This is a genomic window from Streptomyces albospinus (genome assembly GCF_014648695.1).
GTDB lineage: Bacteria > Actinomycetota > Actinomycetes > Streptomycetales > Streptomycetaceae > Streptomyces > Streptomyces albospinus.
The window spans coordinates 765,269-784,127 of record NZ_BMRP01000001.1 but is presented as its reverse complement, the minus strand read 5'-3'; the positions used below and the strand labels follow the sequence as shown (position 1 = coordinate 784,127).

Genomic DNA, 18,859 nt, shown 5'->3' with positions numbered 1-18,859 from the left:
GGCGCTGCGGCATCATGCCCGGGTTCGGACGGTTACCGCCGCCGGGACGCGGACCGGCACCGCCGGGAGCCGCACCCTGCGGACGGGGCATACCACCGGGGGTCGGACGCGCGCCGCCCTGGCCCTGGGGACGGGGGCCGCCCTGGCCGCCGCCCTGCGGACGCGGGCCGCCGGGACCACCCTGGCCGCCGGGACGCGGGGCGCCACCGGGACGGGGGGCCTGCGGACGGGCCATGCCCGTGGAGCCACCGGAGGTGAAGGGGTTGTTGCCCGGACGCGGACCGCTCGGGCGGGGGCCGCCGGGACGGCCGCCCTGCCGCTCACCGGAACGCGGGGCGTTGCCACGGGGCTGACCCTGGCCGGGCGCCGGACGGGCCGGACGCGGGCCGGGGGTGGCACCGGGACGGGGCCCTGCCTGCGCGGCGGGAGCCGGCGCGGACGGCGGGGCCGTGAACTCGGGCTGCGCGGGCGCGGCCGGAGCGGGCTTCGGCGCGGGACGCGCCGGGGTCGGCCGCGGGCCCGGGGTGGGACCGGCGGCGGGAGTCTTGGGGGCCGCGGGAACCTGCGGCACCTCGGGGACAGCCGGGGCCGCGGGGCCCGGCTTGGGGGCGCCCGGCTTCGGGGCAGCCGGACGCGCCGCCTGCGCCGGAGTGGGCGCGGACGGCTTCGCGGGGGCCGACTTGCGCGGCGCCGCGGGCTTACCGGCGGCGCGGCCGCTGCCGCTGCCTGCCTGGAAAGCGTCGGTCAACTTGCGAACAACCGGCGCCTCGATCGTCGAGGACGCCGAACGGACGAATTCGCCAAGTTCTTGGAGCTTGGCCATGACGACCTTGCTCTCAACGCCGAACTCCTTGGCGAGTTCGTATACCCGGACCTTAGCCACTTCGCTCCTTCTAGGTCCGGGTGTCCACCGGACCGTCGCTACTTCATGGGCGTACTCATCGCGTACTCATCGAGTGCTCATCGCAATCTCGACCTACTTCCGACTCGCGAGGTACCTGACCGCACGGTTTTCCGTGCGCTGTGCGTTTCTTGCTGTGCGTTATTGCCATGGCGGCTGCTCAACGCGCGCCCCCTTCGATGAACCGGCGCAACTCCGCCGTGTCGAACGGGCCGCGGCCCCGGTAGGCCCGGGGGAACGCCCGGCGGCGAACCGCCAGGTCGAGGCAGACCAGTGTCCGGTGCACGTAAGCACCCCGGCCGGGCAGCGTACCGCGAGGATCGGGGACACACTCGTCCTCGATCGCCACGATGCGCAGCAAATCGCCCTTGGCCGCTCGCTCCCGGCAACCCAGACAAGTGCGCTCAGGGCATGCGCGGGCATGCGTCCGGCCAGACACTGCTTAAGTCTACCTCCCCACAGAGGCTCCACCCCTATGGGGTAAAGCCTGATCCATCGCTCAGAATTCCCTGCGGAAGGCCGCGGCACCACTTTTTTTCGTACCGCCGCGGCCCCGCCGCCACGGGTGGCTCAGCCCTGCGGGGCCGGGTGCTCGGTGTCCGGGCGGATGTCGATCCGCCAGCCGGTGAGCCGGGCCGCGAGCCGGGCGTTCTGCCCTTCCTTGCCGATGGCCAGCGACAGCTGGTAGTCGGGCACCGTGACCCGCGCGGAGCGCGCCGCCAGGTCCACGATCTCGACCTTGCTGACCCGGGCCGGCGACAGCGCGTGCGCCACCAGGTCGGCCGGGTCGTCCGACCAGTCCACGATGTCGATCTTCTCGCCGTGCAGCTCGGCCATCACGGCCCGCACCCGCCCGCCCATGGGGCCGATGCACGCGCCCTTGGCGTTCAGCCCCGAGCGCGTCGAGCGCACCGCGATCTTCGTCCGGTGCCCGGCCTCGCGCGCGATGGCGGCGATCTCCACCGACCCGTCGGCGATCTCCGGCACCTCCATGGCGAACAGCTTCTTCACCAGATTGGGGTGCGTACGCGAGAGGGTGACCGAGGGGCCGCGGACGCCCTTGACGACGCGGACGACATACGACCGCAGCCGCGTGCCGTGCGCGTAGTCCTCACCCGGGACCTGCTCCTGCACCGGCAGGATGGCCTCCAGCTTGCCGATGTCGACCAGCACGTTCTTCGGGTCCTTGCCCTGCTGGACCACGCCGGTGACGACATCGCCCTCCCGTCCGGCGTACTCGCCGAACGTGATCTCCTCCTCGGCGTCCCGCAGCCGTTGCAGGATGACCTGCTTGGCGGTGGTCGCCGCGATGCGCCCGAAGCCGGACGGGGTGTCGTCGAACTCGCGGGGCTCCTCGCCCTCCTCGAGATCCGCCGGGTCCTCCTTCGCCCACACCGTCACATGCCCGGTGCTGCGGTCCAGCTCCACCCGCGCCCGGCGGCGGCTGCCTTCGGTGCGGTGGTAGGCGATGAGGAGGGCCGACTCGATCGCCTCGACCAGCAGGTCGAACGAGATCTCCTTCTCCCGCACCAGTCCCCGCAGGGCACTCATGTCGATGTCCACGGCTACGCCTCCTCCTTGTTCTCGTCGTTCTCGCCGTTCGCACGGCTCTCGTCGTTCTCGTCGATGGTCTCGCCTTGCGTGACGTCTTGCTTGGCGGGCTTGCGGCTGAACTCCAGCTCGACCCGCGCCTTGGCGATCTCGTCGAACGCGACCCGGCGGGTGGTCGGCTTGCGGCCCTTGACGCCCGGCACCTCCAGGTCGAGGCCGGTGTCGTCCATGGCGACGATCCGCGCCACCACGTCGCCGCCCTCGTGCAGCCGGGCCTTGATGAGGCGGCCGACGGCGCGGCGGTAGTGCCGCGGCTCGGTCAGCGGCCGGTCGGCGCCGGGAGAGGTGACCTCAAGGGTGTACGGGGCGCCGCCCATCACGTCGGAGTCGTCCAGGACCTGCGACGCCTCGCGGCTCAGGTCGGCGCACTCGTCCAGCTGGACGCCCTCATCGGAATCGACCACGATCCTCAGCACCCGGCTCCTGCCTGCCGGGGTCACCTCGATCTCTTCCAGATCCAGGTCTCGCGCGGCGACGAGCGGTTCAAGCAGTCCGCGCAGCCTCTCGCTCTGGGTGGTGCTCATCCGGGTGACTCCTCGGCCGCGTGTGCTGTTGTGGGTGGGTCGCGTGTCGGGTCAAAGCCTATCGGTTCCGGCGGGGTACTGACGATTCGGTGGGTGGGCACGGATACGCTCGCCTGCGGTGATCACTACGGAAGACCCCGGGAAGTGCAACGTGCCGAAAGTGGCGCTCACACGCCGAACGACCCTGCTGGCCGGTGCCGCCCTGGGGGGCGTGGCGCTGCTCGCCGGATGCACCGACCATCCCGGCCCCGAGGAACCCGAACACTCCGCCGCCGCGGAGCGGCTGCGGGAGCGGTCCGCGGCGGACAGCGCGGCGCTGCTCGCCCGTTACGACGCGACGCTGGCCGCGCATCCGGCGCTGGCGCCCCAGCTGCGTCCGCTGCGCGCCGAAGTCGCCCTGCACGCCGCGGCGTTCAGGTCCGGCAAGGCCACGCCCGCCCCGTCCGGCGGCGCCGCCGCCGAGCCGGCGCGGCACGCGGCGGCGCCCGCGGTGCCGGCCGACGAGCGGGCGGCGCGGACCGCGCTCGCCGACGCGGAACGGGCGCTCGCCGACACTCGCACGGCGGCGCTGGCCGCCGCGCCTCCGGAACTGGCCCGGCTCCTCGCGTCGGTCGCGGCGGCGGGGGCGGCGCACGCGTACCTGCTGACGGGGCCGGGGGTGTGAGCCGGGGCCCGGTGGGCGGGGCGCCGCGCCCCGCACCGTACGACGGCCGGGCGCGGCGGCCGGCCAACGAGCAGAGAAGAGCACGGAGATGACGACCGGAACGACGCACGGCGGCGAGCTCGCCGCGGTGCAGGCCGCGCTCGCCGCCGAGCACGCGGCGGTGTACGGGTACGGCGTGGTGGGCGGGCGGATCGGGGCCGGGCGCCGCACGGAGGCGCAGAGCGCCTACGACGCGCACCGGGCGCGGCGGGACGCGCTGTCCCGCACCGTGCGGGACCTCGGCGGGAAGCCGCAGGCCGCCGCGGCCGGGTACGAGCTGCCGTTCCCGGTGCCGGACGCGACCGCCGCGGCGCGGCTGGCGGCCGAGCTGGAGGACCGGCTGGCCGCCGTCTACGCGGATCTCGTACGGGCCTGCGGGGGCGCCCGCCGCAAGGAGGCGGCGGGCGCGCTGCGGGAGGCCGCGGTGCGGTCGGTGCGCTGGCGGGGCAGCGGCGTAGCCTTCCCTGGGCTCGTGGAGCGGGCCGCGGCGCCCGCTCCGGGCGGCTCCGCGAGCGCCTCCTCCGGCGCGCTCTGAACGACCGGCCGCCCGGCGGCCACCTCCCCACCCGGCGTCCTCCCCACGAAAGGGACAGCTCAGGCATGGCAACGGCACCCATCAAACCGCCGCAACGATTGCTGGGCGCGCTCAGCGGCGATCAGGAGGGTCCCGTACGGGCCTGGCTGGAGGCGCTGCCGACGCTGGTTCAGCAGCAGCTGGACGCCTGGGAGCTGACGCTGGAGCGGGTGCACGCCCCGGGTGGCCTCGGCAGTCTCGTCGCGCTGGTACGGCAGCAGGACGGGACGCCCGCGACGCTGAAGTTCCCGGTGCCGGGGCGGCCCGCGGCGCAGGAGGCCGCGGCGCTGCGGGCGTGGGACGGCCGGGGTGCGGTGCGGCTGCTGCGGGCCGACGAGGCCGGCGGTGCGCTGCTGCTGGAGCGGTTGCAGGGTGCGGTGTCGCTCCGTTCGCTGCCGGAGGCCAAGGCGCTGCTGGAGGCGGCCGGTACGGTGCGGCGGCTGTGGGTGCCGCCGGGCGAGGGGCACCCGTTCGCGACGGTGGCGGAGCGGGTGGCACAGGACGCCAAGGCCCTGGGGGCGGCCGGGGAGTCGGCCGGGGCCGCCGCGCCGCTGGTCGAGGAGGCGCTGGAGCTGGGGCGGGCGCTGCCGGACGGGGCGCCGGAGGAGTTCCTGCTGCACGGGGCGTTCCGGCAGGGGAAGGTGCTGGCCGGTGAGCGGGTGCCCTGGCTGGCGGTGGGCCCGGCGCCGCTGGTCGGTGAGCGGGCGTACGACCTGGCGCGGCTGGTGCTGGACCGCTTCGAGGACCTGGTGGCCGGATCGGGGGCGCCCGCGGCGGCCCGGCGGCGGGTGGCCAAGCTGGCGGACTCACTGGACGTGGACCGGGAGCGGTTGCGCGGCTGGACGCTGTACCGCGCGGTGCGCGCGGGTCTGCGCGAGTCGGCAGTGGGCGACCGGCAACGGGGGGAGCTGCTGCTGGAGTTCGCCGCTTACCTGTAGCGGCGGGGGGCGGCACACAGCGCGAACGGGCCGGCAGGGGCACCCCCTGCCGGCCCGTTCGCCGTGCCGTTACGCGCCGAGGCGGGCGACGGCCTCCTCGACCGTCAGCTCCTCGCGCTCGCCGGTGCGGCGGTCCTTGACCTCGACGACGCCCTCGCCGGCGCGGCGGCCGGCGACGACGATGGTCGGCACGCCGAGGAGCTCCGCGTCGGTGAACTTGACGCCGGGCGAGACGCCGGGGCGGTCGTCGACCAGGACCCGCAGGCCGGCCTCGCCGAGCCGGTCGCTGATCTCCAGGGCGAGTTCGGTCTGCTTGGCCTTGCCGGCGGCGACGACATGGACGTCGGCGGGCGCGACCTCGCGGGGCCAGCACAGGCCCTTGTCGTCGGCATGCTGCTCGGCCAGCGCGGCGACGGCGCGGGAGACGCCGATGCCGTACGAGCCCATGGTCACCCGGACCGGCTTGCCGTTCTGGCCGAGCACGTCGAGCTGGAAGGCGTCGGCGTACTTGCGGCCCAGCTGGAAGATGTGGCCGATCTCGATGGCGCGGTCCAGCTTGAGGCCGGTGCCGCAGGCCGGGCAGGGGTCGCCCTCCTGCACCACGACGACGTCGACGTACGTGTCGACCTCGAAGTCGCGCCCGGCGACGACGTTCCTGGCGTGCACGCCCTCCTTGTTGGCGCCGGTGATCCACGCGGTGCCGGGGGCGATGCGCGGGTCGGCGAGGTACGTCACCTTCTCCAGGCCCTGCGGGCCCACGTAACCGCGGACGAGGTCGTCGCGGCCCACGAAGTCCTCGGCGGTCACCAGCTCGACGGCGGCCGGGGCGAAGTGCGCCTCGACCTTGTCCATGTCGACCTCGCGGTCGCCGGGCACGCCCACGGCCACGATCTCGCCGTCGACCTTGACCAGGAGGTTCTTGAGGGTGGTGGAGGCCGGCACGCCGAGGTGCGCGGCGAGCGTCTCGATGGTCGGGGTGTCCGGGGTGGGGATCTCCTCCGCCGCGGGCACGCCGGCCGCGTCCACCGGCTTGAGGGCGTAGGTGATCGCCTCGGTGTTGGCCGCGTAGTCGCAGTTCGGGCAGTCGGCGAAGGTGTCCTCGCCGGCGCCGGCCGGGGCCAGGAACTCCTCCGACTTGGAGCCGCCCATGGCACCGGCGGTGGCGGCGCAGATGCGGTATTCGAGGCCGAGGCGCTCGAAGATCCGCTGGTAGGCGGCGCGGTGCAGCGCGTAGGACTCGGCGAGGCCCTCGTCGGAGGTGTCGAAGGAGTACGAGTCCTTCATCTGGAACTCGCGGCCACGCAGGATGCCGGCGCGCGGGCGGGCCTCGTCGCGGTACTTCGTCTGGATCTGGTAGAGGATCACCGGCAGGTCCTTGTAGGACGTGCACTGGTCCTTGACCAGCTGGGTGAAGATCTCCTCGTGGGTGGGGCCGAGGAGGTAGTCGCCGCCCTTGCGGTCCTTGAGGCGGAACAGCTCGGCACCGTACTCGTCCCAGCGGCCGGTCGCGTCGTACGGCTCCCTCGGCAGCAGGGCGGGCAGCAGGACCTCCTGGCCGCCGATGGCGTCCATCTCCTCGCGCACGATCCGCTCGACGTTGGCGAGGACCTTCTTGCCGAGCGGCAGCCAGGACCAGACACCGGCGGCGGTGCGGCGCACGAAACCGGCGCGCACCAGGAGCTTGTGGCTGAGCACCTCGGCGTCGGCCGGGTCGTCGCGCAGTGTCTTGATCATCAAGCGGGACATGCGCTGGACCTGTGCGGCGTTGGCCATGGGAGTTTCTCCTGCGTAAGAAAGGTGACTCCCTGGAGGTTAGCTGCACGGGAGTGGCGCACGGAAATGCGTATCCGCTGCGCTCGGCCGGCTGCCCACGTTGTCGGCTTTCCCGCCGTGGGGGTTTGTGTGGTTGCGCCTGCGGCGCGGGGCCGCTGCGCGGGGCTTTCGGGGTGCGGTGACGGGCCTCCGGGGCAGGGTGTCCGGACTGCTGCGCTTTACGTCCGGACACCCTGCCCCTCCGGCCCGTCCCCTCTCGTGGGTGGTGGGGAGAAACGGTGCACGGGGGTGCACGTCGGTGGTCCCCTGTGTGTGGTCAGGGACGCTTCAGCGGCAGCGGGGCGCCCATCACGGCGTACGGCGTGGGGGCGCTGGGGAACAGCACGCGGCGGGCGATGTCCTCGTAGCCGAGGGAGCGGTACAGGTCGCGGGCCGGGCTCTCGGTGTCGATGGCCGAGAGGATGCTGCGGGGTTCCCCGGCCTCGTCGGTGATGCGGGTGATCAGCGCGCGGCCGATGCCCCGGTGCTGGTAGGCGGGGTGGACGTGGAGTTCGGTGATGACGAAGGAGTCGTCGAGCCAGTGGTCCAGGCCCTGGCTGCGCAGATAGGGCTCGACGACGGTGGACCACCAATGGGTGCGGTCGTTGGGCATGCCGTAGACGAAGCCGATGAGCCGGCCGGCGGGGGTGGTGGCGCCGAGGGCGCGGGCGCCGGCGCAGCCGAGGTGGCGCAGCACGATGTGCCGGCGGACGGCGATCTCGTCGTCACCGAGGCCGAAGGCGAGGGCCTGCACGGCCAGCGCGTCGTCCACGCGGGCAGCGAGATCGAGGGGGCCGACCGCGACGTCATCCATGGTCGGAGCGTACAAGGCGGCGGCTCAGAACAGTACGCTCATGAACGCGCCGACTTCCTCGAAGCCCACCCGGCGGTAGGCGGCGCGGGCGGCGGTGTTGAAGTCGTTGACGTAGAGGCTGACGACCGGGGCGACATCGCTGAGGGCGTAGCGCAGCACGGCGGCCATCCCGGTCTCGGACAGGCCCTGGCCGCGGCGGTCGGGGTCCACCCAGACGCCCTGGATCTGGCAGGCGAGCGGGGTGGCGGCGCCGATCTCGGCCTTGAAGACGACCTTGCCGTCCTCGATGCGGGCGAAGGACCGGCCGGATCCGACGAGTTCGGCGACCCGGGCCTGGTAGAGGAGGCCGCCGTCGCCGGCCATCGGCGAGATGCCGACCTCTTCGGTGAACATGGCCACGCACGCCGGCATGATCAGGTCCAGCTCGTTCTTGCGGATCCGCCGGACGTACGGGTCGGGGGCGATCTCGGCGGACGGGGTGCGGGTGACCATCAGGGGCTGGTGGGCGCGGATCTCGCGGGCCGGGCCCCAGTGGGGCTCCAGCAGGGACCACAGTTCGGCGGTGGGGCCGGCCGGGCCGACGATGGAGGAGCAGCGGCGGCCCTGGCGGCGGGCGCGCTCGGCGAAGCCGCGGATCGCCTCGGGGGTGGCGCAGACGGGGACGAGGTTGGCGCCGGCGTAGCAGAGGGATTCCAGCCGGCCGCCGACGTAATAGCCCCACATCTCGCCGCCGAGCCGCCAGGGGTCGAGGCCGGCGATCTGGACGCGGGCGGCGACAAAGGCGTTGGCGACCGGCTCCCGGTCCAGGACGGCGAGGGCCGCGTCGAGCTCCCCGGGCTCAAGGACCTTGATGGTGGTGGTCGTCAGCACGTGTCGGAAAGCCTCACCGGTACGGGCCTGGGAGGCCAGGCGGGAGCAGGTGCTGGCACTGTACCTCCACCTGCACGGGAGCACCTGGCCTGCTGCGCAGGGGCTTTTGCGGGGCGTGCGCGGGTGTGCGCGAGCCCCGCGGCCCGGGTGGGCGGCGGGGCTCGTACGGGAGGGGGTCAGCCCGCGGCGGTGACGACCGGGTCGCCGGAGGCGACGCCGTCGGCCTCCATCTGTGCGGCGATCTTCAAGGCCTCTTCGATGAGGGTCTCGACGATCTTCGACTCGGGGACGGTCTTGATGACCTCGCCCTTGACGAAGATCTGGCCCTTGCCGTTGCCGGAGGCGACGCCGAGGTCGGCCTCGCGGGCCTCGCCGGGACCGTTGACGACGCAGCCCATGACGGCGACCCGGAGCGGGACCTCCATGCCCTCCAGGCCCGCGGTGACCTCGTCGGCGAGCTTGTAGACGTCGACCTGGGCGCGACCGCAGGACGGGCAGGAGACGATCTCCAGGCGGCGCGGCCGGAGGTTGAGGGACTCCAGGATCTGGATGCCGACCTTGACCTCTTCGACGGGCGGCGCGGAGAGCGAGACCCGGATGGTGTCGCCGATGCCCTCGCTGAGCAGCGCGCCGAAGGCGACCGCGGACTTGATGGTGCCCTGGAAGGCCGGGCCGGCTTCGGTGACGCCGAGGTGGAGGGGGTAGTCGCAGGCGGCGGCGAGCTGGCGGTAGGCGTTGACCATCACGACCGGGTCGTTGTGCTTGACCGAGATCTTGATGTCGCGGAAGCCGTGCTCCTCGAAGAGCGACGCCTCCCAGAGGGCGGACTCCACCAGCGCCTCGGGGGTGGCCTTGCCGTACTTCTGGAGCAGCCGCCGGTCCAGGGAGCCGGCGTTGACGCCGATGCGGATCGGGGTGCCGGCGGCGGAGGCCGCCTTGGCGATCTCCTTGACCTTGTCGTCGAACTGCTTGATGTTGCCGGGGTTGACCCGGACCGCGGCGCAGCCGGCGTCGATCGCGGCGAAGACGTACTTCGGCTGGAAGTGGATGTCCGCGATGACCGGAATCTGGGACTTCCTGGCGATGACGGACAGCGCGTCGGCGTCGTCCTGGGTCGGGCAGGCGACCCGGACGATCTGGCAGCCGGAGGCGGTCAGCTCGGCGATCTGCTGGAGCGTGGCGCCGATGTCGGAGGTCCGGGTGGTGGTCATCGACTGCACCGACACCGGTGCGTCGCCGCCCACGGCGACCGAACCGACCTGGATCTTGCGGCTGACCCGGCGGTCGGCGAGCTTCGCCGGTACGTCCGGCATTCCCAGTGCGATGGCAGTCATCTGGTGAGCAACCCCAAGGTGTGGATCTAGGCCCGGATTCGATGGGCTCCGGGTCATCGAGATTACGGCACGGACCTTGCCGCGGGCACATCGAACCCTTGCGCCCCCTCGAAAGGGGGCGGCCCGGCACGCCCGGTCGGTCGCAGCGTGCCCGGCCGCCACTCGGCGACTAGGTCAGTTTCACCGGGTTCACCACGTCCGCGACCAGCACGAGCAGGGTGAAGCAGACGAAGATCCCGGCGACGACGTACGCGATGGGCATCAGCTTGGCGACGTCGAAGGGGCCGGGGTCCGGACGCCGGACGACCCGGGCGAAGGCCCGCCGGACCGACTCCCACAGGGCACCGGCGATATGGCCGCCGTCCAGCGGCAGCAGCGGCAGCATGTTGAACAGGAACAGCGAGAGGTTGAAGCCGGCGACCAGGAAGAGCATGGTCGCCACCCGCTGCTCCGGCGGGATGTGGAGCGAGAAGACCTCGCCGCCGACCCGGGCCGCGCCGACCACGCCCATCGGGGAGTCCTGCTTGCGCTCGGCGCCGTTGAAGGCCGCGTTCCACAGGTCCGGGATCTTGCCGGGGAGGCTTATCAGCGACTCGGTGCCCTGCTGGACCATGGTGCCCATGCGGTCGACGGACTGGCCGAAGGACTGCCGGACGATGCCGCTGGCCGGGGTGAAGCCGAGGAATCCGGCGCTGACGTACTGGCCGGGGACGTACCCGCCGTGGCCGTCGGTCTTGGCGACCTTGTTCTCGATGAGGTCGGCGTGCAGCGTCTGCCGGGCGCCGTGCCGCTCGACGACGAGGGTCGCCGGCCCGGTGGTCCTGCGGATCCGGTCCTGGAGGGTGTCCCAGTCCGGGACGGCGTGGCCGTCGAAGGACACGATCTTGTCGCCGGCCCGCAGGCCCGCGGCCTTGGCCGGGGAGTCCTTGGCGCCGGCCGGGCACTTGTCGGACTTGGCGGAGGCCGAGATGACGCAGTCCGAGACCGAGCTGACCTGCGTGGTCTGGGTGTTGATGCCGAAGCCCATCAGCACGCTCATGAAGATCACCACGGCGAGGATCAGGTTCATGAACGGCCCGGCGAACATCACGATCACGCGCTTCCAGGGCTTGCGCGTGTAGAACAGCCGGTGCTCGTCGCCGGGCTGGAGCTCCTCGAAGGCCGCCGAGCGGGCGTCCTCGATCATGCCGCGGAACGGTGAGGTGGAGCGGGCCTGGAGCTTCCCGTCGTCGCCGGGCGGGAACATGCCGATCATCCGGATGTAGCCGCCGAGCGGGACGGCCTTGATGCCGTACTCGGTGTCGCCCTTCTTGCGGGAGAAGATCGTCGGCCCGAAGCCCACCATGTACTGCGGCACGCGGATGCCGAACATCTTGGCCGTGGAGAGGTGGCCGAGCTCGTGCCAGGCGATGGAGAACAGCAGGCCGACGACGAAGACGACTATGCCGAGGATGGTCATCCAGGTCGTCATGCGCGAGCCTCCGATGGGGTGTGTGCCGCCCGGGCGGCCAGTTCGCGGGCGCGGGCGCGCGCCCAGGTCTCCGCTTCCAGGACGTCCGCGACCGTCAGGGAAGTTCCCGCGGCGGGCGTCCCGCTCCGCTGCGCTCCGCCTTGGCTGTTGCTCATCACCACTCCGGATGCCAAGCCTTCGTCGACCACTGCCGCGACCGTATCGACAATCCCTGTGAACGGCAGCCCGCCCTTGAGGAAGGCGGCGACGCATTCCTCGTTCGCCGCGTTGAAGACCGCCGGGGCGGTGCCGCCCAGCGCGCCGACGTGGCAGGCCAGCGGCACGGACGGGAAGGCCTCCTGGTCCAGCGGGAAGAACTCCCAGGTGTGCGCCGTCGTCCAGTCGACACCGGGGGCGGCGTCCGGGACCCGGTCCGGCCAGCCGATGCCCAGCGCGATCGGCATGCACATGTCGGGCGGGCTGGCCTGGGCGAGGGTCGAGCCGTCGGTGAACTCCACCATCGAGTGGATGTAGGACTGCGGATGGACCACGACCTCGATGCGGTCGAAGGGGACGTCGAAGAGCAGATGCGCCTCGATGACCTCCAGGCCCTTGTTGACCAGGGTCGCGGAGTTGATGGTGACGACCGGGCCCATCGACCAGGTCGGGTGGGCCAGCGCCTGCTCGGGCGTGACTCCGGCCAGCTCGCGCTTCGTACGGCCGCGGAACGGCCCGCCGGAGGCGGTGACGACCAGCTTGCGGACCTCGGCCCGGGTGCCGCCGGACAGCGCCTGGAAGAGGGCGGAGTGCTCGGAGTCGACCGGGATGATCTGACCGGGCTCGGCGACTGCCTTGACCAGCGGGCCGCCGACGATGAGCGACTCCTTGTTGGCGAGGGCCAGCACCCGGCCCGCCTTCAGGGCGGCGAGGGTGGGGGCGAGGCCGATGGAGCCGGTGATGCCGTTGAGGACGGTGTGACAGGGCGAGGCGGCGAGCCCGGTGGCCGCGTCGGGGCCGGCCAGGATCTCCGGCAGCGGCTCGCCGGCGCCGTAGCGCGCGGTCAGCGCCTCGCGGAGCGCGGGCACGGTCTCCTCGCGCGACACCGCGACGGCGGCGACCCGCAGCCGGTGCGCCTGCTCGGCGAGCAGGTCGACCCGGCCGCCGGCCGCGGCGAGCGCGGTGACCCGGAAGCGGTCGGGGTTGCGCAGCACGATGTCGATCGCCTGGGTGCCGATCGAACCGGTCGAGCCGAGGATCACGATCTCCCGGGGGCCTCCCGGGTCGGTTCGGGCCGGCTCGAAGCGCAGGTGCGGATGGGCGAGGGTGTCCGTCATGCGGTCCATTGTGGCCGGTCGGCGGGGCGCCTCGGCCACCGAGGGCCGCGGCGCCTCGTACGGGCGACCCGCGGGCCGCCCGTACGAGCGCGGTGCCGCTAGCGGATCGGGCGGCGGGCGTTGTCCTTCAGGCTCGGGCCGGGGGTGGCGTCGGCGATCCAGGCGCCGTCGCCGCTGGGGTCGGTGACGCCCTCCTCCAGCCAGGTGTAGCTGCCGCCGAGGACGCCGGCGACGACCTTGCGGTCCAGTTCGTCGGTGTTGGTCCACAGCCGGCCGAACAGCTCCTCGATGCGGATCCGGGCCTGCCGGCAGAAGGCGTCGGCGAGCTGGTGCGCCTCGCGGCCGTGGTCGCCGGTCAGTCGAAGGTGCTCGGCCCGTACGCAGGCCGCGCTCATCGCGAACAGCTCCGCGCCGATGTCGACGATCCGGCCGAGGAAGCCCTGCTTGGTCTCCATCTTCCCCTGCCAGCGGGACATCGCGTAGAACGTCGACCTGGCGAGCTTGCGGGAGCTCCGCTCGACATACCGCAGATGGCCGGCCAGCTCGCCGAACTCCTGGTATGTGCGCGGGAGTTGGCCGGGCCCGGCGACGAGTCTGGGCAGCCAGCGGGCGTAGAAGCCGCCGGCCTTGGCGGCGGCCCGGCCCTTGTCGGCGAGGGACTTGTCGGGGTCGATGAGATCGCCGGCGACCGACAGGTGGGCGTCGACGGCCTCGCGGGCGATCAGCAGGTGCATGATCTCCGTGGAGCCCTCGAAGATCCGGTTGATGCGCATGTCGCGCAGCATCTGCTCGGCGGGGACGGCGCGTTCGCCGCGGGCGGCGAGCGAGTCGGCGGTCTCGAAGCCGCGGCCACCGCGGATCTGCACCAGTTCGTCGGCCATCAGCCAGCCCATCTCGGAGCCGAAGAGCTTGGCGAGGGCGGCCTCGATGCGGATGTCGTTGCGGTTCTCGTCGGCCATCTGGGACGAGAGGTCGACGACGGCTTCCAGGGCGAAGGTGGTCGCCGCGATGAACGAGATCTTGGCGCCGACCGCCTCGTGCCTGGCGATCGGGCGGCCCCACTGCTCCCGGGCGCCGGACCACTCGCGGGCGATCTTCAGGCACCACTTGCCGGTGCCGGCGCACATCGCGGGCAGCGAGAGCCGTCCCGTGTTGAGCGTGGTCAGCGCGATCTTCAGGCCGGCGCCCTCGGGGCCGATGCGGTTGGCGGCCGGGACCCGCACCCGGTGGAAGCGGGTGACGCCGTTCTCCAGGCCGCGCAGGCCCATGAAGGCGTTGCGGTTCTCGACGGTGATACCGGGCGAGTCGGCCTCGACGACGAAGGCGGTGATGCCGCCCTTGTGCCCCTCGGAGGCGGGCACCCGGGCCATCACCACCAGCAGGTCGGCGACCACGCCGTTGGTGGTCCACAGCTTCACGCCGTCGAGAACGTAGTCTCCCCCGTCGTCCGGGACGGCCGTCGTGGCCAGCCGGGCCGGGTCCGAGCCGACGTCGGGCTCGGTCAGCAGGAACGCGGAGATGTCCGTCCGGGCCAGCCGCGGCAGGAACGTCTCCTTCTGCTCCTGGGTGCCGAAGAGCTTCAGCGGCTGCGGTACGCCGATCGACTGATGCGCGGAGAGCAGCGCGCCGATCGCCGGGCTGGCCGTGCCGACCAGGGCGAGGGCGCGGTTGTAGTAGACCTGGGTCAGCCCGAGGCCGCCGTACTTCGGGTCGATCTTCATGCCGAGGGCGCCGAGCTCCTTGAGCCCGTTGACGGTCTCGTCCGGGATCCGCCCCTCGCGCTCGATCCGGGCACCGTCGACCTCCGTCTCGCAGAACTCCCGCAGCGTGGCGAGGAACTTCTCGCCGCGCCGCACGTCGTCGGCGGCCGGGGTGGGGTGCGGATGGATGAGGTCGAGCCGGAAGCGCCCCAGGAACAGCTCCTTGGCGAAGCTGGGCTTGCGCCAGTCCTGCTCGCGGGCCGCCTCGGCGACCCGGCGCGCTTCGCGCTCGGAAACGTTGCGGATGGACGGAGCGGTCATCAGGAGCTCACCTCGCCGCGGATCGGGAGTTCTGCGCCGGCGGGCCGGTCGGCCGCCGGACAGTGCTACTTGTGAGAGTTACCCGATCCGCACGGGTTGCACCAGTGGAGGCGCAGGGCGGCACCGGCCCCGGGAGCGGGTACCCGCCACGGGTGATTCGCGCGGCGACATGCGCGGCGCGCCACGGTGCCGCGCCGGGACGGCGCCGTCCGTACGGCACGGTGGGAGCCGGCGCCGCGGGCGGCCGGACAGCACCCTTCGGGGGCGCGGCACACCGCCTCCCCGAAGGGAGAACGGGGGACGCGGCGCGCTCCGGAACAGGGTGCGGAGCGCGCCGCGTCGGGGCCGGCGCCGGGGGGTGCGCCGGCCGGGGACCTGGCGGGCGGTACGGCCCAAGGGATGGCCGTCGCTGTCCACCGGACCAGGCCGGTCGGACGGGCCGGGAAGCGGCCGGGTCCTACAGGTCCAGTCCGGTGAGGACCAGGACCCGCTCGTAGGTGTAGTCGTCCATCGCGAAGCGCACGCCCTCGCGGCCGACGCCGGACTGCTTGACGCCGCCGTACGGCATCTGGTCGGCGCGGTAGGACGGCACGTCGCCGATCACCACGCCGCCGACCTCCAGCGCGCGGTGGGCGCGGAAGGCGGTCCTGGCGTCGTGCGTGAACACGCCTGCCTGGAGGCCGAACTTGGAGTCGTTGACGGCCGCGAACGCCTCGTCGACGCCGTCGACCTTCTTGAGGGTGAGCACCGGGCCGAAGACCTCTTCGCAGGCCAGGATCGCGTCGGACGGCACGTCCGCCAGCACGGTCGGCGCATACGAGGCGCCGTCGCGCTTGCCGCCCGCGAGCAACGTGGCGCCGCGCTGCACGGCGTCGTCCACCCAGGACTCGACGCGCTTGGCGGCGTCCTCGCTCACCAGCGGGCCGACCTCGGTCGCGTCGTCCGACGGGTCGCCGGTGACCTGGGCCTCGACGGCCGCGACGACCTTCGGCACCAGCCGGTCGTAGACGGAGGCGTCCGCGATGACCCGCTGCACCGAGATGCAGGACTGGCCGCCCTGGTAGTTCGAGAAGGTCGCGATGCGCTGCGCCGCCCAGTCCAGGTCCGCCTCGGAGGACCAGTCGGGGAGGACCACGGCCGCGCCGTTGCCGCCCAGTTCCAGGGTGCAGTGCTTGCGCGGCACCGAGTCGAGGATCGCGTAGCCGACCTTGTCGGAGCCGGTGAAGGAGATGACCGGCAGGCGCTCGTCCTGGACCAGCGCCGGCATGCGGTCGTTGGGGACCGGGAGGATCGACCAGGAGCCGGCGGGCAGGTCGGTGCCGGCGAGCAGCTCGCCGATGACCAGGCCGGAGAGCGGGGTGGCCGGGGCCGGCTTGAGGATGATCGGGGCGCCGGCGGCGATGGCCGGGGCGATCTTGTGGGCGCAGAGGTTCAGCGGGAAGTTGAACGGTGCGATGCCCAGGACCGTGCCGCGCGGGAAGCGGCGGGTGAGCGCGAGCCGGCCGGCACCGCCCGCGTCGGTGTCCAGGCGCTGCGCCTCGCCGCCGTTGAAGCGGCGGGCCTCCTCGGCCGCGAACCGGAAGACGGACACCGCGCGGCCGACCTCGCCGCGGGCCCACTTCATGGGCTTGCCGTTCTCCGCGGAGATCAGCCGGGCGATCTCCTCGGCCCGCTCCTGGAGCCCGCGCACCACGTGGTCCAGGGCGGCGGCCCGCACGTGGGCGGGGGTCGCGGCCAGTTCCTCCTGGACGGCGACGGAGGCGGCGACGGCCTCCTCGACCTGGGCCTCGGTGGGAACGCTCACCGTGCCGACGAGACGTCCGTCCCAAGGGGAGGTGACGTCGAATGTGGCGTCGCCGGTGGCCTGACGGCCGGCGAGCCAGAAGGCGGTGGGGGCTGCATCAGTGTTCGGCACAGTGGATCCCGGCCCTTCAGTGGTGGTGGGTGGTGCGCGCAGCTCGTGGAGCGGCTCTGCGGTTGACTCTGAGCCCACCGTAGGGGCGCGGCGCCGTCCTGGCGCTTGTCCGAAGCGGCGAAATCCGGTGCGGTGTCCCTCCGCGATGGAGTCAGCGCGGTGGCGGGCGCCGTTCCCCCTGCTCCCCGGCTGCTCCTGCGGCTACTCGCCCGGCGGCGCCGACGTCGCCTTCAGGGCCAGCCACAGCTCCATGCGGACGTCCGGGTCGTCCAGGGAGCGGCCCAGGATCTCCTCCACCCGCCGCATCCGGTAGCGCAGGGTGTGGCGGTGCACGCCGAGGTCGGCGGCGGCGGCGTCCCACTGGCCGTGCCGGGCGAGCCAGGCGCGCAGCGACGCCACCAGGTCGCCGCGGCCGGTCGCGTCGTGCTCGCGCAGCGCGCGCAGCAGCCCGTCGGCGAAGGCGCGCACCGCGTCGTCGGCGAGCAGCGGGAGGACGGAGCCGGCCGCCACGTCCTCGTGCTCCACCAGGGCCCGGCCGCGGCGGCGGGCGACGGAGAGCGCCTGCTCGGCCTGGCGGTAGGCGGTCGCGGTGGCCATCGGGCCGGTGGGCGCGGAGACGCCGACGGCCAGCCCCTCGGCGTCCCGGCCCGCCCCGTCGCGCGCCGACCGGCCGCGCGGTCGCGGCTGCGGCCCGAGGCGGGCCTCGGTCGCGGCGGCGAACTCGGCGCAGGCGTCCGCTGCCGCGCCGCCGTCCGCGACCAGCGCGGTCAGCCGGCCGGCGTCCGGTACGGCGAGCAGCGCCTCGCCGGTCCTGGCCGCGGCGGCGTCCAGCGCATCGGCGAGCGCGTCCAGGACGGGCGGGGGCACGGTGCCCCGGGGCGATGGGGGTCCGCCCTGCGCATGGGGGTCCCCCTGCCCGAACGGAGTCGAGAGCTTGGGGGAGGGCGGCTGGTTGTCGGCGGGCACCGGCTCGGCCACCAGGACCCGGAACGGGGCGTCCAGCAGCCCGCCGTAGAGCCGCCCGGCCACCGCCCGCGCATGGTCCGGCTCGCCGGCCAGCAGCATCTTGAGCACCGCGGCGCCCAGCCGCTGCTCGGCGTCCTGGAGGGCCCGGGACCGCTCCGTGGTCAGGGTCAGCAGCGCCACGGCGGAGTGCACGGCGTACCGCTCGGCGGTCCCCAGCGGCGCCGCCGTGCCGACCGCGAGGACGCCGCGCGCCCGCCGCCCGGTGCCCAGCGACTGGAGCTCCACCCGGTCGTCGCCGTCGGTGTCGCTGAGCACGGCGCTGGCCGGCGCCGGCCGCTCCCGCAGCCGCGCCACGTCCTCCGCGAGCCGGGCCGCCCGCCGCGCCGCCCAGTCGGGGGCCGCGGCCACCACCGCGCCCGACGCGTCGTACAGCGCCGCCCAGCCGTCCAGGTGCGCCGCCAGCCGGGCCAGCAGCTCGGCCGGCCCCTCGGCGCCGAGCGCCGCCCGGGTCAGCTCCCGCTGCGCCGCGAACCCGGCGGTCACCGCGCGGTACTGGTCCGCCGCCACGGCCGCCGAGACGGCCTTGCTGATCGCGATGAACGGCGTGCGGCGGGGCACGGCGAGCAGCGGCAGATGCTGCTGCCGGGCCGCGTCGACCAGCGCCTGCGGCACGCACTCGTAATTCACCCCGACCGCGAACCCCAGCCCGACGACCCCCGCCTCGGAGACCCGCCGCACGTACCGGCTCGCGGTGTCCGGGTCCGCCGCGTCCAGCTTCAGCGCGGTGATCAGCAGCAGCTCGCCGCCCTCCATGTACGGCACCGGGTCGATCAGTTCACTGGCGTGCGCCCAGCGCACCGGAACATCGAGCCGGTCCTCCCCCGCGAGCACGGTCAGCTTGAGCGAGGTGTGGTTGACCAGGGAGGCGAGGGTGTGCGGCATAGGACCTTCGGTGGCTGCGGCGGGCGGCGGGAGAGCGATCGGCACCCAAGGACCGGCACAGGATCGTTTGCGCCGCCCCGTATGAACGGGTGATGTCGATTCTGCCTCAACGGAGGGTTTCGGGGACAGGTCCCGCAGCCGGACGCCGCA

16 protein-coding genes are annotated in these 18,859 nt (G+C 73.4%); 3 read left to right on the top strand and 13 right to left on the bottom strand.

Annotation, left to right across the window (positions count from 1 at the left end):
• From IEZ17_RS03405 to rimP, 4 genes are all read right to left on the bottom strand, one after another.
• On the bottom strand, positions 1 to 883 hold an 883-nt coding region (locus IEZ17_RS03405; RefSeq protein WP_189296129.1), incomplete at its 3' end, for a translation initiation factor IF-2 N-terminal domain-containing protein.
• 178 nt (positions 884 to 1,061) lie between these two features.
• A complete protein-coding gene (locus tag IEZ17_RS03400; RefSeq protein WP_159507803.1) occupies positions 1,062 to 1,340 on the bottom strand; it encodes a YlxR family protein in 279 nt (92 codons plus the stop codon).
• A 131-nt stretch (positions 1,341 to 1,471) separates the two neighbouring features.
• Positions 1,472 to 2,464 carry a transcription termination factor NusA gene (gene nusA, locus IEZ17_RS03395; RefSeq protein ID WP_159507804.1) on the bottom strand — a complete coding sequence of 331 codons (993 nt, stop codon included), beginning with the start codon at positions 2,462 to 2,464 and terminating at the stop codon, positions 1,472 to 1,474.
• Positions 2,465 to 2,466: 2 nt separating this feature from the next.
• Positions 2,467 to 3,036, bottom strand: coding sequence for a ribosome maturation factor RimP (gene rimP / locus IEZ17_RS03390; protein WP_189296127.1), 570 nt, complete (start codon positions 3,034 to 3,036; stop codon positions 2,467 to 2,469).
• Positions 3,037 to 3,196: 160 nt separating this feature from the next.
• On the opposite strand from rimP, the gene IEZ17_RS03385 reads away from it, so the two are divergent.
• The 3 genes from IEZ17_RS03385 to IEZ17_RS03375 all read left to right on the top strand — a co-directional run bounded on the left by IEZ17_RS03385 (position 3,197) and on the right by IEZ17_RS03375 (position 5,251).
• Positions 3,197 to 3,700: a hypothetical protein gene (locus IEZ17_RS03385; protein WP_189296125.1), complete on the top strand. Its 504-nt coding sequence runs from the start codon at positions 3,197 to 3,199 to the stop codon at positions 3,698 to 3,700.
• Between the two features lie 88 nt (positions 3,701 to 3,788).
• Positions 3,789 to 4,274, top strand: a complete 486-nt coding sequence (locus IEZ17_RS03380; protein WP_189296123.1) for a ferritin-like domain-containing protein — start codon at positions 3,789 to 3,791, stop codon at positions 4,272 to 4,274.
• A 65-nt stretch (positions 4,275 to 4,339) separates the two neighbouring features.
• Positions 4,340 to 5,251, top strand: a complete 912-nt coding sequence (locus IEZ17_RS03375; protein ID WP_189296121.1) for an aminoglycoside phosphotransferase family protein — start codon at positions 4,340 to 4,342, stop codon at positions 5,249 to 5,251.
• 69 nt (positions 5,252 to 5,320) lie between these two features.
• Here IEZ17_RS03375 and IEZ17_RS03370 read toward each other — a convergent pair whose 3' ends face one another.
• From IEZ17_RS03370 to IEZ17_RS03330, 9 genes are all read right to left on the bottom strand, one after another.
• Positions 5,321 to 7,024 carry a proline--tRNA ligase gene (locus tag IEZ17_RS03370; RefSeq protein WP_189296119.1) on the bottom strand — a complete coding sequence of 568 codons (1,704 nt, stop codon included), beginning with the start codon at positions 7,022 to 7,024 and terminating at the stop codon, positions 5,321 to 5,323.
• 316 nt (positions 7,025 to 7,340) lie between these two features.
• The gene (locus IEZ17_RS03365; RefSeq protein WP_189296117.1) at positions 7,341 to 7,877 is read right to left on the bottom strand and encodes a GNAT family N-acetyltransferase; all 537 of its coding nucleotides are present in this window, start codon (positions 7,875 to 7,877) and stop codon (positions 7,341 to 7,343) included.
• A 24-nt stretch (positions 7,878 to 7,901) separates the two neighbouring features.
• Entirely contained in the window at positions 7,902 to 8,747 is an 846-nt protein-coding gene (locus IEZ17_RS03360) for a GNAT family N-acetyltransferase (protein WP_189296115.1), read from the bottom strand.
• Positions 8,748 to 8,923: 176 nt separating this feature from the next.
• On the bottom strand, positions 8,924 to 10,081 hold the full coding sequence (ispG, locus tag IEZ17_RS03355; RefSeq protein WP_189296112.1) for a flavodoxin-dependent (E)-4-hydroxy-3-methylbut-2-enyl-diphosphate synthase: 1,158 nt from the start codon (positions 10,079 to 10,081) through the stop codon (positions 8,924 to 8,926).
• A gap of 169 nt (positions 10,082 to 10,250) precedes the next feature.
• On the bottom strand, positions 10,251 to 11,552 hold the full coding sequence (locus tag IEZ17_RS03350; protein ID WP_189296110.1) for a M50 family metallopeptidase: 1,302 nt from the start codon (positions 11,550 to 11,552) through the stop codon (positions 10,251 to 10,253).
• Positions 11,549 to 12,865 (bottom strand): 1-deoxy-D-xylulose-5-phosphate reductoisomerase, encoded by a 1,317-nt coding sequence (dxr, locus tag IEZ17_RS03345; protein WP_189296108.1) that lies wholly within the window; start codon positions 12,863 to 12,865, stop codon positions 11,549 to 11,551. The genes IEZ17_RS03350 and dxr overlap by 4 nt, the downstream gene beginning before the upstream one ends.
• A gap of 98 nt (positions 12,866 to 12,963) precedes the next feature.
• On the bottom strand, positions 12,964 to 14,886 hold the full coding sequence (locus IEZ17_RS03340; RefSeq protein ID WP_189296106.1) for an acyl-CoA dehydrogenase family protein: 1,923 nt from the start codon (positions 14,884 to 14,886) through the stop codon (positions 12,964 to 12,966).
• A gap of 457 nt (positions 14,887 to 15,343) precedes the next feature.
• The gene (locus tag IEZ17_RS03335) at positions 15,344 to 16,801 is read right to left on the bottom strand and encodes an aldehyde dehydrogenase family protein (RefSeq protein WP_189296104.1); all 1,458 of its coding nucleotides are present in this window, start codon (positions 16,799 to 16,801) and stop codon (positions 15,344 to 15,346) included.
• A 201-nt stretch (positions 16,802 to 17,002) separates the two neighbouring features.
• Positions 17,003 to 18,709 (bottom strand): PucR family transcriptional regulator, encoded by a 1,707-nt coding sequence (locus IEZ17_RS03330; RefSeq protein ID WP_189296102.1) that lies wholly within the window; start codon positions 18,707 to 18,709, stop codon positions 17,003 to 17,005.
• Between the last annotated feature and the right edge of the window lie 150 nt (positions 18,710 to 18,859).

What these genes read in the sequence shown, in the direction of transcription:
- rimP (WP_189296127.1), bottom strand. Translation starts at nt 3,036, where the DNA reads ATGAGCACCACCCAGAGCGAGAGGCTGCGCGGACTGCTTGAACCGCTC.
- ispG (WP_189296112.1), bottom strand. Translation starts at nt 10,081, where the DNA reads ATGACTGCCATCGCACTGGGAATGCCGGACGTACCGGCGAAGCTCGCC.
- IEZ17_RS03375 (WP_189296121.1), top strand. Translation starts at nt 4,340, where the DNA reads ATGGCAACGGCACCCATCAAACCGCCGCAACGATTGCTGGGCGCGCTC.
- IEZ17_RS03365 (WP_189296117.1), bottom strand. Translation starts at nt 7,877, where the DNA reads ATGGATGACGTCGCGGTCGGCCCCCTCGATCTCGCTGCCCGCGTGGAC.
- IEZ17_RS03370 (WP_189296119.1), bottom strand. Translation starts at nt 7,024, where the DNA reads ATGGCCAACGCCGCACAGGTCCAGCGCATGTCCCGCTTGATGATCAAG.
- IEZ17_RS03330 (WP_189296102.1), bottom strand. Translation starts at nt 18,709, where the DNA reads ATGCCGCACACCCTCGCCTCCCTGGTCAACCACACCTCGCTCAAGCTG.
- IEZ17_RS03380 (WP_189296123.1), top strand. Translation starts at nt 3,789, where the DNA reads ATGACGACCGGAACGACGCACGGCGGCGAGCTCGCCGCGGTGCAGGCC.
- IEZ17_RS03350 (WP_189296110.1), bottom strand. Translation starts at nt 11,552, where the DNA reads ATGACGACCTGGATGACCATCCTCGGCATAGTCGTCTTCGTCGTCGGC.
- dxr (WP_189296108.1), bottom strand. Translation starts at nt 12,865, where the DNA reads ATGACGGACACCCTCGCCCATCCGCACCTGCGCTTCGAGCCGGCCCGA.
- IEZ17_RS03340 (WP_189296106.1), bottom strand. Translation starts at nt 14,886, where the DNA reads ATGACCGCTCCGTCCATCCGCAACGTTTCCGAGCGCGAAGCGCGCCGG.